The organism is Amycolatopsis dongchuanensis (assembly GCF_039542405.1).
Classification (GTDB): domain Bacteria; phylum Actinomycetota; class Actinomycetes; order Mycobacteriales; family Pseudonocardiaceae; genus Amycolatopsis_E; species Amycolatopsis_E sacchari.
This window is the reverse complement of sequence record NZ_BAABIB010000074.1, coordinates 76834-88635: the sequence shown is the minus strand read 5'-3', so window position 1 is coordinate 88635 and position 11802 is coordinate 76834. Positions and strand designations below refer to the sequence as shown.

The 11802-nt window shown below is 71.7% G+C and carries 12 protein-coding genes and 1 tRNA gene; 7 read left to right on the top strand and 6 right to left on the bottom strand.

All coding sequences use genetic code 11. The features are described 5' to 3' along the window. Window positions 1-363: 363 nt before the first annotated feature. The 3 genes from ABFX51_RS17640 to ABFX51_RS17630 all read right to left on the bottom strand — a co-directional run bounded on the left by ABFX51_RS17640 (window position 364) and on the right by ABFX51_RS17630 (window position 3603). A tRNA-Pro gene (locus tag ABFX51_RS17640) sits at window positions 364-437 on the bottom strand. Between the two features lie 29 nt (window positions 438-466). Next, window positions 467-1390, bottom strand: coding sequence for a metallophosphoesterase (locus ABFX51_RS17635; protein ID WP_346054268.1), 924 nt, complete (start codon window positions 1388-1390; stop codon window positions 467-469). Window positions 1391-1452: 62 nt separating this feature from the next. Continuing rightward, on the bottom strand, window positions 1453-3603 hold the full coding sequence (locus tag ABFX51_RS17630) for a transglycosylase domain-containing protein (RefSeq protein ID WP_091508349.1): 2151 nt from the start codon (window positions 3601-3603) through the stop codon (window positions 1453-1455). Between the two features lie 219 nt (window positions 3604-3822). On the opposite strand from ABFX51_RS17630, the gene ABFX51_RS17625 reads away from it, so the two are divergent. Continuing rightward, entirely contained in the window at window positions 3823-4110 is a 288-nt protein-coding gene (locus ABFX51_RS17625) for a WhiB family transcriptional regulator (protein ID WP_091508350.1), read from the top strand. On the opposite strand, the gene bagB is transcribed toward ABFX51_RS17625, so the two are convergent. Continuing rightward, window positions 4107-5222: an ATPase BagB gene (gene bagB / locus ABFX51_RS17620; RefSeq protein WP_346054264.1), complete on the bottom strand. Its 1116-nt coding sequence runs from the start codon at window positions 5220-5222 to the stop codon at window positions 4107-4109. The two genes, ABFX51_RS17625 and bagB, sit on opposite strands and share 4 nt — an antisense overlap. Then, on the bottom strand, window positions 5222-6226 hold the full coding sequence (gene bagA, locus ABFX51_RS17615; protein WP_091508446.1) for an ATPase BagA: 1005 nt from the start codon (window positions 6224-6226) through the stop codon (window positions 5222-5224). The genes bagB and bagA overlap by 1 nt, the downstream gene beginning before the upstream one ends. Window positions 6227-6334: 108 nt before the next feature. Here bagA and sp36 point away from each other — a divergent pair, with 108 nt between their 5' ends. Genes sp36 through ABFX51_RS17585 form a run of 6 tightly spaced genes read left to right on the top strand, consistent with a single transcriptional unit; the run spans window position 6335 to window position 10302 of the window. Continuing rightward, window positions 6335-6496: a Sp36 family protein gene (sp36, locus tag ABFX51_RS17610; protein ID WP_020669673.1), complete on the top strand. Its 162-nt coding sequence runs from the start codon at window positions 6335-6337 to the stop codon at window positions 6494-6496. Beyond that, complete coding sequence (locus ABFX51_RS17605; RefSeq protein ID WP_346054263.1) at window positions 6493-6945, top strand: RidA family protein; 453 nt, start codon at window positions 6493-6495, stop codon at window positions 6943-6945. Before sp36 ends, ABFX51_RS17605 begins: the two co-directional genes overlap by 4 nt. A gap of 1 nt (window position 6946) precedes the next feature. Further along, entirely contained in the window at window positions 6947-7567 is a 621-nt protein-coding gene (locus ABFX51_RS17600; RefSeq protein WP_091508355.1) for a hypothetical protein, read from the top strand. Between the two features lie 36 nt (window positions 7568-7603). Next, window positions 7604-8716, top strand: a complete 1113-nt coding sequence (locus ABFX51_RS17595) for a hypothetical protein (RefSeq protein ID WP_091508356.1) — start codon at window positions 7604-7606, stop codon at window positions 8714-8716. 30 nt (window positions 8717-8746) lie between these two features. After that, the gene (locus ABFX51_RS17590) at window positions 8747-9541 is read left to right on the top strand and encodes an NUDIX hydrolase (RefSeq protein WP_428832479.1); all 795 of its coding nucleotides are present in this window, start codon (window positions 8747-8749) and stop codon (window positions 9539-9541) included. After that, entirely contained in the window at window positions 9538-10302 is a 765-nt protein-coding gene (locus ABFX51_RS17585; protein ID WP_346054262.1) for an MBL fold metallo-hydrolase, read from the top strand. Before ABFX51_RS17590 ends, ABFX51_RS17585 begins: the two co-directional genes overlap by 4 nt. On the opposite strand, the gene ABFX51_RS17580 is transcribed toward ABFX51_RS17585, so the two are convergent. Then, window positions 10299-11528, bottom strand: a complete 1230-nt coding sequence (locus ABFX51_RS17580; protein ID WP_346054261.1) for an MFS transporter — start codon at window positions 11526-11528, stop codon at window positions 10299-10301. The genes ABFX51_RS17585 and ABFX51_RS17580 overlap by 4 nt on opposite strands. Window positions 11529-11802 lie beyond the last annotated feature (274 nt).

The following is an 11802-nucleotide window of genomic DNA, read 5'->3' as shown; positions in this document are numbered from 1 at the left end:
CTCCACACCGACCACCACCACTTGACATAGAAGCTTCCTGACGGCGTCGCTTCGCGATGGCTGCGCCACCCTTGACCCACCCGCCCCACCGCAAGGATCCGCAGGGAGGAAGGGGCAAGCCGGGGACTGCCCCAACCACACCAGACCCACCGTTGCCGTCTCACCTTCACGGAGGGCAAGCACCCCACCCCTCCCAGCACCGCGCTCCCCACGGTGAGGCTTCCTTCGAGACCGGCACCGTGAGCGGGGGGTCCAGGGGGGCGAAGCCCTCCCTGGCGGGGGTCTGGGGGTTCGACCCCCAGGAGACAAAAAGGAAGATCCCCGTCTGCGCTTTCCGCAGACAGGGATCTCCCAGATCTTCCGTCGGGGTGGCGGGATTTGAACCCACGACCTCCTCGACCCGAACGAGGCACGCTACCAAGCTGCGCCACACCCCGATGTACTGCTTGCCGGGCCGGGTAGAAGTCTAGCGGATGTCGCTGCGGGCTTTTCGGGGGGTGTCCTCCTGGTGGCGTTCGCCCGGGGTGGGGCGGGGGACGAGGGTCAGGAGGGTGGCTTCGGGCGGGCAGGCGAAGCGGGCCGGGGCGTAGGGGGACGTGCCGAGCCCGGCGGAGACGTGGAGCCACATGTGGGCTCCCCAGCGGGAGGCGCCGCGGGCGCGGGACCGGTCGAGTTCGCAGTTGGTGACCAGTGCGCCGATGCCGGGGATGCGGAGTTGCCCGCCGTGGGTGTGGCCCGCGAGGACGAGGTCGTACCCGTCGGCGGCGAAGGGGTCCAGCACGCGGGGTTCGGGCGAGTGGGTGACGCCGACGCGCAGGACGGCGGGGTCGGCGGGGCCGGCGATCTGGTTGTACCGGTCGCGGCGCAGGTGGGGGTCGTCGAGGCCGGCGGCGAAGATCCGCTGGCCGTCGATGTCGAAGGTGCGGCGGGCGTGGGTGAGGTCGAGCCAGCCGTGTTCGACGAACGCCGCCCGCAGGTCGCGCCAGGGCAGGTGGTTGCCGTGGATCCGCTTCTTCTTGCCGCGCGGCATGAGGTAGCGGGCGGGGTTCTTGGGCTTGGGGGCGTAGTAGTCGTTGCTGCCGAACACGAACACGCCGGGCCGCTCGAGCAGGGAACCCAGCGCGCGCAGCACGTACGGCACGGCCTGCGGGTGGGCGAGGTTGTCCCCGGTGTTCACCACGAGGTCCGGTTCGAGCTCCCCGAGCGCGGCGACCCAGCGTTGCTTGGACTTCTGGCCCGGCATCATGTGCAGGTCGGAGATGTGCAGGACCCTCAGCGGCCGCGCCCCCGGGGCGAGGACGGGCAGCTCCGCCTGCCGCAGCGTCCAGTGCCGCCGCTCGATGCCGACCGCGTAGCCGAGCGTGGCCGCGCCGAGCGCCACGGTCCCCACGGCCAGACGGGCCGCGCTCCTGTAGTCACCGTCCGTACTCACGAAGCCGAGGATACTGGCCGCTAGTGCTCGTACGCCGGGTCCGACGCCGGCAGCGGCAGGGCGGGCTGGTCGCCGAGGATGGCCTTCATCGCGCCGAACCACGTCCTCGCCGGGGCCTTCCCACCGAACATGTTCCCGTTCGAGCAGGGGGTCACGTTGCCCTGGCCGTCGCACAGGCCGCCGACCGGGCTGTCCGGCCGGAACACCATCGCGGCTCCGGCGAGCTGCGGGGTGGCCCCGACGAACGCCGCCGAACCGCTCTCCTGCGTGGTCCCGGTCTTGCCGATCATCGGCCGGGTCCAGCCCGCCGCCTGGGCGGCGCCACGCGAGGTGCCGTCGGTGTCGTCCCTGCTCATGCCGACGGCGAGGCTGTTCGCGAGCCCTTCCGGCACCGCCTGCTCACAGGCCGCTTCCTTGACCTGGACCGGTTTGCCGTCGCGGTCGCTGACCCCCATGATCGGCGTCGGCGGGCACCACACGCCGCCGCTCATGATCGTCGCCGCCACGTTGGCCAGCTCGAGGCCGCTCGTCGGGCTCACCCCGAGCGTGAAAGCGCCGAGGCCGTTCTGGGAAATGCCGCCCGGCCCGTAGTACTTCTGCTGCGGCATGCTGTACGCGGGGTTCTTGTTGCCCGGGTCGACCGCTCCGCCGTTGGCGGCGTTGGACGCCATGGTGTTGCGCATGCCCAGCCTGCGGGCCATGTCGAGCACGGCGCCCAGCCCCGCCTGCTCCTCGAGGATGACGAACCCGGTGTTCGGCGACGTCGCGAGCGCCTGCTGCAGGCTCATCGACGGCCCGTAGTTGGACTCGCCGTAGTTCTGCAGGCAGTAGGCCCAGGTGCCCCGGCCGATCTGGGGACAACCGGGTTTCTGGCCGCTGACGAACACCCTCGACGCGTACGACTGCGGGGTCTGGATCGTGCTGTAGATCCCCACCTTGTGCTGTTCCAGCGCCGCCGCCGCGGTGAAGATCTTGTAGCTCGACCCCGCACCGGTCACGTTCGAGACGTCCGAGGGCAGCGCGTACGTCGTCTGGCCCTTGCTTGCGTCCGTGCCGTAGTCGCGGTTCGCGGCGAGCGCGACCACCTCGTGCCGGTCCTTCCCCGGCCGCACCAGGGAAAGCGTGTTCGCCACGTTCTTCTGCGTCTTGCGCACCTGCGCCTCGGCGGAGAGCTTCGCCTGGTGCTGGGCGTTCTGGTCCATGGTCGTGCGGATGGTGTATCCGCCCGTGTACAGGTCCTCCTTGCTCATCCCGTTCGTGAGCAGGTAGTCCTGCACGTACTGGCAGAAGAACCCGTTCTCCGGCCCGGCGCCGGTGCAGTTCGCGGCGGGCTTCGACGGCCCGTCCGGCACCACGCCCAGCGGCTCCGCCTTGAAGCGCTCCGCGTCCGCGGGCGCGAGTTTCCGGTTCTCCACCATGCGGTCCAGCACCAGGTTGCGCCGCTCGGTCGCGCGCTCCGGGTGGCTCCACGGGTCGTAGAACGGCGGGTTGTTCACCATGCCGGCCAGCAACGCGGCCTGCGGCACGGTCAGTTTTTCCGCGGTGGTGCCGAAGTAGGCCTGCGCGGCCGCGCCGACGCCGTAGATCTTGCGCGAGAACTCGACGACGTTCAGGTAGCTCGTGAGGATCTGCTGCTTGTCCATTTTGGACTCGAGCTGGATCGCGATCCGCGCTTCCTTGAGCTTGCGGGCGAGCGACTGCTCCTGCGCCTTCTTCTGCCCCACCTCGTCGTCGCGGTAGATGACGTTGATCAGGTAGTTCTTCACGTACTGCTGCGTCAGCGTCGAAGCGCCCTGCGTCTCCCCGCCGGCGCTGTTGCTCAGCGCCGCGCGGATGGTGCCCTTCCAGTCCACGCCGTGGTGCTCGTAGAACCGGCGGTCCTCGACGGACACCAGCGCCCACTTCATCGCGTCGTTGATCTGGTCGGCCGCGGTCGGGATGCGGTACTGGTCGTACAGCGTCGCGATCGGGTTGCCCGCCGAGTCGGTGATGGTGGTGACCAGCGGCGGCGGCACGTTCGCGAGCTCGGCGGACATGCTGTCCACCGTCTCGCTCGCCCTGTTCGACGCGACGCCCGCCGCCCCGACGATCGGGAACAGCACCCCCGCGACGAGGATCCCGGCGAGCAGGCACAGACCGAGCAGCTTGAACAGACCATCCGTCTTCCGCACGCAGCCAAGAGTAGTGGGAACCGGGCGAACCCCGCCGCGCCGCCGCACCCGATACCACGAGAACTGCCCTCGCGCGACGTGTTCCGGTAACGAATTGCCCGCGGGATCTTGGCGAGTGGAACCGGATGGTCCTACAGTCCGTCAACGTCTCACGTACCCGGTGCCGGGGAGGCGCCGGGGGAACGACCGACGTGAGCCGAGGGTGAGGAGCTGGGGGCAATGGAATCCATCGAACGGAGCTGGCGGGCCGACGCGCTCTGCCGGGACACCGATCCCGACGAGCTGTTCGTCCGGGGTGCCGAGCAGAACCGGGCCAAAGTCGTGTGCATGGGCTGCCCGGTCCGCACGGAATGCCTCGCGGAGGCGCTGGACAGCAGGATCGACTTCGGTATCTGGGGTGGCATGACCGAACGCGAGCGCCGCGCCCTGCTGCGGCGCCGGCCGGACGTCACGTCGTGGTCGGAACTGCTGGAATCCGCGAAGCGGGAGTACGTGAAAGCGGGCTAGGCCGATCCTGCCGCGAGCCGGTCTCCGATGTCGCGGAGGCCGGCCACGTCGTGCACGTCGCTCGGCAGCGCGGGCACCCGCACGATCGGCACCTCCGGGTGCGCCCTGGTGAAGCGCGCGAGCAACCGCTCCTCGCGTTCCGCCAGCGCCACCCGGTCGGCGTGCAGCCGCAGCACCGCGGTCGCCAGCGGCGCGCTCGACTCCAGTCGCTCCGCCGCGGAGATCGCCGCGGTGGCCGACAGGTCCGCGAGCACGGGGTGGGTCCGGTTCGCGACCAGTCCCGACAGCGGCATGTGCTCGCTCGACAGCCGGTCCACGAAGTAGCTGGCCTCGCGCAGCGCGTCGGGCTCGGGCGCGGCGACGACGAGGAACGACGTGCCCTGCGAGCGCAGCAGTTCCTGCGTCTTGCGCGCACGCTCGCGGAAGCCGCCGAACATCGTGTCGAACGCCTGCATGAACGCCGACGCGTCGGCCAGCAGCTGGCCGCCGATGATCGTCGAAACGGCCTTCGCGAACATCGAGAACCCGGCGGTGACGACCTTGCGCAGGCCCCACCCGCCGGCCTTCGCCGGCGCGGTGAGCAGGCGGATCATCCGCCCGTCCAGCGCGCTGGACAGCCGGGTCGGCGCGTCGAGGAAGTCCAGCGCGGACCGGCTCGGCGGGGTGTCCACGACGATGAGGTCCCAGTCACCCGTCGCCGCGAGCTGGCCGAGCTTCTCCATCGCCATGTACTCCTGCGTGCCGGAGAACGACGTGGAAATGGTCTGGTAGAAGGGATTCGCGAGCAGCTGCTCGGCGCGGTCCGGCCCGGCGTGCGCGCGCACCATGTCGTCGAAGGTGCGGCGCATGTCCAGCATCATCGCCCACAGCTCACCCTTGGGCTCGAAACCCTCGACCTGCACCTGACGTGGATGGTTGCCCAGTTCGCGCAACCCGAGCGCCTGCGCGAGGCGGCGCGCCGGGTCGATGGTGAGGACGACGGTCTGGCGGCCCCGCTCGGCCGCCCGCAGCGCGAGCGCCGCGGCGGTGGTGGTCTTGCCAACCCCGCCCGAACCGCAGCAGACGATCACCCGGGTCTCCGTGGCGTCGATCAGCTTGTCCACGTCGAGCATCAGCGCACTCCCTGCTGCACCAGGGTCTCGGCGATGTCGTACAACGCCGCGACGTCCACGCCGTGGGTCAGGTCGGGCACCTCCAGCGTCGGCAGGTCGGCCTCCGCCAGCTGCTCGCGGGCCCGCTGCTCGGCGGCGATCCCGATCGCGTGCTCCACCGTCTCCTCCACCAGCGCCTCCAGCGTGGCCGTCGGCAGTTCGAGCCCGGCCGACGCGAGCCCGGTCCGCACGCGCTCGGCGTCCACCCGGCCGTCCGCGGCGGCGGTGAGCGAGCGCGCGGTCAGCCGCGGCGGGCGCACCCGGTTGACGAACACCGCGCCGGGCCGCAGGTCGGCGCCGTCCAGTTCGGCGACGGCCTCCACCGTCTCCCGCACCGGCATCTCCTCCAGCAGCGTCACCAGGTGCACCGCGGTCTCACCCGAGTGCAGCAGCCGCACGACCCCGTCGGCCTGGCCGCGGATCGGGCCGGTGCGGGCGAGGTCGGTGAGGGCCTTGGTGACGTCGAGGAACTTGACGACCCTGCCGGTGGGCGGCGCGTCGACGACCACCGCGTCGTAGGTGTGCCTGCCGTCGGACTCCGTCCGCCCGACGCACTCCTTGATCTTCCCGGTGAGCAGGACGTCCCGCAGCCCGGGCGCGAGCGTCGTGGCGAACTCGATCGCGCCCATCCGGCGCAGGGTCCGGCCGGCGAAGCCCAGGTTGTAGAACATCTCGAAGTACTCGAGCAGCGCCGCCTCGACGTCGATGTGCAGCGCGCGCAGCTCTCCGCCGCCGGGCGCGGAGGCGACGCGCTGTTCGGCGTAGGGCAGCGGTTCGGTGTCGAAGAGCTGGGCGAAACCCTGCCTGCCCTCGACCTCGATCAACAGCACCCGCCGCCCGTCGCGGGCCAGCGCGAGCCCCAGTGCCGCGGCGAGCGTGGTCTTGCCGGTGCCGCCCTTGCCGGTCACGAAGTGCAGCCGGGCGCGGACGAGTTCGTCGGTCCAGCCGGGCAGGGGTGTGCTCACCACCGCAGCGTAAATCAACTCGCACCGTCGTGTCGGGCTCCGGTGACGCACTGTGAGACAGGTCAGGCGGATCAGCCCGGGCTTGATCCGGTGGCTAGTCTCCCCACCATGAGCGCCACAAAGTGGGAGTACGCCACGGTTCCGCTGCTGATCCACGCGACCAAGCAGATCCTCGACCAGTGGGGCGAGGACGGCTGGGAGCTGGTCACGGTGCTGCCGAACCCGAGTGGGGAGCAGCACGTGGCCTACCTCAAGCGGGCCAAGTCGTGAGCTGGTCGCAGCGGCTGGCCGAGCTCGGCATCACGCTGCCGGGGGTCGCCGCGCCGGTGGCGGCGTACGTCCCGGCGGTCCGCAGCGGTGCGCAGGTCTTCACGTCGGGCCAGCTGCCGTTCGTCGAGGGTGAGCTCGCCGCGACGGGCAAGGTCGGCGGCGAGGTGAGCCCGGAGGAGGCGAAGCGCCACGCGCGCACGTGCGTGCTGAACGCGCTCGCGGCCGTCGACGCGCTCGTCGGGATCGACTCGGTGGTCCGGGTCGTCAAGGTCGTCGGGTTCGTGGCGTCCGCCGAGGGGTTCACCGGGCAGCCCGCGGTGGTCAACGGGGCGTCCGAGGTGCTCGGCGAGATCTTCGGGGAAGCGGGCGCGCACGCGCGTTCGGCGGTGGGGGTGGCCGAGCTGCCGCTGGGGTCGCCGGTCGAGGTCGAACTGATCGTGGAGGTCTGACATGGATCCGGACATCGAAGCCGCTTGTCACGAGCTGCTCCTGCGCCTGGCCGGCCGGATGCCGGACCAGCTGCTGTGGCGCTACCGGGACTGGCTCGGCGAGGGCGCGATGACGACGCTCGCGCGGACCCTCCCCCGCACTTTGCTAAAGCACAATATTGACCTCGACCAACCGGAGTATCGCCTGCTGGTCGCGGGGCTCGTGCCGCACGGGGCCGATTGGCACCAGGTGAGTTCCACTCTTGGGGTGGACGAGGCCCCGGAGAACCGGTACACATTCACGGGGAGTGCGCCCGATCGGGTGAACTCCGTGGACTCAGTGTCCGCGTTGGTGCACGCAACGTTGCGTGGCCGGCCGGACGTGGGCGAGGTGCGGCAGAGCTGGCGGCACGGCGAAGGCGAGGAGCTGAAGCGCGTGCTGCTGATCACCGCGCTGGCCGGCCTGCCGAGGCTGACCGGTGAGCTGCAGCGGGTCCTTCGGGTGCTGGGCGACGAGGAGCCCAGCGTCGAGGTGATGCCGCCGAAGTTCGACCTCCCCGCGTACCACCGAGCCGCGCTGGCCAGTTCGGAGCTGGTCTGCACGGGAGCAGTGGACACCGGGCACCGCCTCGCCGCTGCGTAACGGCTCGCTCGCCACGGGCGGGCTGCTGGGAGGAGAATCGTGGAGGTCCACAGTGACGCCGCGGGTCTGGGAACCGACGGGTTCGCGGTCCCGCTGCGGCTGCACAACCTGCTGCTCGCGCTGGCCGGACGGCTGGACGACAGCGCACTGTCCGAAGCGCGCGAGCTGACGGCGCGGGCCCGCCTCGACGAGGCAGCCGAGCTGACGACGGGTGCGCTCATCGCGGGCAGGCTGCCGGTGCGCGAGTCGGAGCAGCACGAACTCGGCCTCGTGCTGGAGCTGAGCCGTTCCGACGCCACGCTCGCCGAGCACCTCACGGTCGACGACGCCGAAGCCGACAACGGCGTGTTGCACCACTTCACCGGTGACAACCAGCCCGAGCGCGGCATCGCCGACGCGCTGGACCGCACCCTGCAGGTCCTGCCGGACCTGCGGTCGGTGCACGCCGTGTGGCGCAACACTCCGGCCGGCAGCGTGCCCGGCCCGCTGCCGCAGCGGGTCGTGCTCGTCGAGATCGGCCCGGAGGGCAACCCGCCCGCGGCCGCGTACCGGATCGACGCGGCGTTGCGCCGCAACGGGATCCGCGCGGTCGTCGAGGTGACCGGTCCCGGCGCCGAGCGCACCCGCTACCACGACCAGGCGCTGAACTCGGCCGTCGCGGTGTGGCTGGCCGGTGCGTCCAACGGTGCTCCGGCGCCGAGCCGCCCGGCTCCCGCGAAGGCCGCCGCCACGGCGAAGGAGAAGTCGGGCAGGCACGTCGCGGCGGACGCCAAGGACGAGGAGCCTGTCCCGGCCGAGCAGTCGCAGAAGGGGCCCGGGCACAAGTTCGGGCCGCGCGAGGAGCCGCCGGAGACGCGGGCCGAGGCCACGACGGACCTCAGCTCGGCCGAGGTGGCCCAGCTGCGGGCCGCGCTCGCCGAGGACCCGGAGAAGGGCAAGGCCATCGCGTCCGCGGTGATCGGGCCCGGCGAGGTCGTCGAGATCCCGGAGCTGGACCTCAACGACCCGCAGCTGTCCGAACGCGACCGCCAGCTGCTGCGTGAGCTGCACGCCGAGCTGGCCGAGCGTGAGCGCGCTGAGGCGTCGAAGGTCCGCACCAACGGTTCCGGTGACGACCAGCGCTGGGTGGACGGGTTCTCGGGAGCCTGACGGCCGCGTAAGTTGCTTGGCGTGCCTCAACTGAATTTCGAGCTGCCCGCCGGGGTGCAGTTCTCCGACGAGCCGTTGCCGAACCCGCCGGTGCCGCGTGACGCGGCGACCGTGATCCTGTTGCGCGACACCGCGAACGGCCTCGAGGTGTTCCTGCAGCGGCGGGTGGCCGCGATGGCGTTCGCCGCCGGGATGACGGTGTTCCCCGGCGGCGGGGTGGACGCGCGGGACGCGGACGCCTCGGTCCGCTGGGCGGGTCCGCCCGCGAGCGAGTGGGCGCGGTGGTTCGGCGGGACGGAACCGGTGGCCCGCGCGCTCGTGTGCGCCGCGGTGCGGGAGACGTTCGAGGAGTCCGGTGTGCTGCTGGCCGGCACCGAGGACGGCGTGGTCGCCGACGCGAACCGGTACGCGGACGCCCGGCGGCAACTGGTGTCCCGTGAGCTCTCGCTGGCCGCGTTCCTCGACGGCGCGGGGCTGACCCTGCGCGCGGACCTGCTCCGCCCGTGGGCCCACTGGATCACCCCACCCCAGGAGACGCGCCGGTACGACACTCGGTTCTTCGTCGCGGTCCTGCCCGAAGGCCAGCGCGCCGACGGGGAGACCACCGAGGCGGAGTCGTCGGGCTGGCAGCGACCGCAGGACGCGCTGGCGGACGCCGACGCCGGGCGCAGCATGCTGATGCCGCCGACCTGGTACACGTTGCGCGAGCTGACCGAGTTCGACACGGCGGCCGACGCGCTCGCCGCGGAACGCCGGATCCAGGCCATCATCCCGACGCTCGTTCGCGACGGCGACCGGGTGAGAGTGATCGTGGAGGACGCATGAGCCACCCCGCCTACGGCGAACTCCGGCGCGTGTCCGAAAGCGCTTCCGTGCTGCTGGAGAACAACCCGTCCACGATGACGCTGGAGGGCACGAACACGTGGGTGCTGCGTGCGCCCGGTGCCCGCGAATGCGTCCTGGTCGACCCCGGCTACCACGACCTCGACCACCTGCCGAAGCTCGCCGAGCTGGGGCCGGTCGCGTTGATCCTGCTGACCCACCACCACCCCGACCACAGCGAAGGCGCCCCGTGGCTCGCCGAGCGGGTCGGGGCGCCGGTGCGGGCCTTCGACCCGTCGCTGTGCCGTGGCGGCGAGGCGTTCACCGACGGCGAGGTGGTCCGGGCGGCCGGGCTGGAGCTGGAGGTCGTGCACACGCCCGGGCACACCGACGATTCCGTGTGCCTGCGGTACGACGGCCACGTGCTCACCGGCGACACGGTCCTCGGCCGCGGCACGACGGTGCTGTCCGACCTCGGCGCCTACCTCGGCTCACTGCGCCGCCTGCTGGACCTGCCCGCAGGGTTGCGTGGCTTGCCGGGCCACGGCCCCGAGCTGGCCGAGCTGAAGACGACGGCGCAGGAGTACCTGGACCACCGCGAGCAGCGGCTCGACCAGGTGCGTTCCGCGCTGCGCGTGCTCGGCGAGGACGCCACCCCGAGGCAGATCGTCGAGCACGTCTACGCCGACGTCGACCCGGCGCTGTGGGCGCCCGCCGAGCACAGCGTCCGCGCCCAGCTGGATTACCTCCGCTCGGCGATCTAGACCAGGACTTCTTCGCGCGCCGGGGCGGGCTTCCGGACGGTCGAGCGCAGCAGCCACACGAGTGCCGCGATCACCAGCCCGGCCGCGCCGGCCGCGAGGAACGACGCCGACGGGCCCGAGTGCTCCACGAGGTAACCGCTCACGGACTGGCCGAACGCCAGCCCGAGGGTGACGGCGGTGAGCACCCAGCCGAACGCCTCAGCCGCCGTGCCCTCCGGTGCGACCAGCTCGATCGCCGCGGAGTGGGTCGCCGACTGCGGGGTGATCATGGCGCCCGCGGCGAGCATCGCGAGCGCCAGCCCCCACAGGCTGGACGGCATCGCGAGCAGCGCCACGAGGAGCGCGAACGCGGCGAGCAGCACCGGCAGCCGCAGCGACATCGGGCGTGGCCAGGGCCGCAGGCTGAACGCGATGCCGAACGCCACCGAGCTGACCGACCACACCGACAGCAGCACCCCGCCGAGCGCGGGCTGCCCCGCCTCGGTCGCGGCCGCGGGCACGGCCACCTCGACGAACCCGATCACGACGCCGAAGCCGAGCGCGGCGAGCGCGAGCGTGCGCATGCCGGGGCCGGCGAGCGCACCCAGCAGCGGCCGCCGCCCGGTGGCGGGCGCGGGGCCCCACGCCCGGACGGCCGGGCTCAGCGCGAACAGCGTGCCGCCGATGATCATGCACAGCGCGCCCGCGATCATCCCCGTGCCGGGCCAGGGCGCGGCGACGAGCAACCCGGCCAGCCCGGGGCCGAGGATGAAGAAGACCTCCATGCTGATGGCCTCGTAGGAGTACGCGGCGTTGCGCGCCTGCTCGGCGGCGACGAGCCGCCCCCACAGCGCCCGCGAGGCGGACCCGACCATCGGCTCGGTGATACCGATCCCGCCGCTGAGCAGGACGAGCAGCGGTGTGGCGGCGTGCGCCTCGATCGCGAGCGTCAGCGCCACCATGGCGAGCGCGAACAACGTGATCGTGACGAGCAGGGGACGCGTCGGGCCGAAGCGGTCGATCAACCGCCCCTGCACCACCGAACCCACGGCGACACCCACGAGCGAGCCCGCGGAAACGAGGCCGGCCGCGGCGAACGAGCCCGTCTCCCGCTGGACGTAGAGCAGCGCCGACAGGCCGATCATCGCGATGGGCAGGCGCGCCAGCAGCGAGGCGATCAGCGGACGGCGCGAGCCGGGAGTGGTGAGGGCGGCACGGTAGTCGGCGAGGGAGACGGACTGGGACATGTGTACCAGTATGCCTCACTCTGGTACGCCTGTACCAGTCGGGGTGCCGTCACCGGTTCAGCGACGGAGGTCTCGGTTGGATAACGGAGCCGGGATTTTTCCGGAAGTCGCGCAACGAACAGGCCACGGCGGCGTCCTTCGGGGTGAACGGCCTTGAACTTCGGGGTAGGGGCCGTGGCATGGTTGACATAACAGAAAACTCCCTCCGGGCATCGGGTCGGGGCCTAAATTCCGGAGGGCGGGGAGCGCGATCCGTCGGGGGATGGCTCGCGCA

Bases quoted from the DNA above. Each gene is read 5' to 3' on its own strand.
- sp36 (WP_020669673.1), top strand. From the start codon at position 6,335: ATGAGCGCCACAAAGTGGGAGTACGCCACGGTTCCGCTGCTGATCCAC.
- ABFX51_RS17600 (WP_091508355.1), top strand. From the start codon at position 6,947: ATGGATCCGGACATCGAAGCCGCTTGTCACGAGCTGCTCCTGCGCCTG.
- bagB (WP_346054264.1), bottom strand. From the start codon at position 5,222: ATGCTCGACGTGGACAAGCTGATCGACGCCACGGAGACCCGGGTGATC.
- ABFX51_RS17625 (WP_091508350.1), top strand. From the start codon at position 3,823: ATGGAATCCATCGAACGGAGCTGGCGGGCCGACGCGCTCTGCCGGGAC.
- ABFX51_RS17580 (WP_346054261.1), bottom strand. From the start codon at position 11,528: ATGTCCCAGTCCGTCTCCCTCGCCGACTACCGTGCCGCCCTCACCACT.
- ABFX51_RS17585 (WP_346054262.1), top strand. From the start codon at position 9,538: ATGAGCCACCCCGCCTACGGCGAACTCCGGCGCGTGTCCGAAAGCGCT.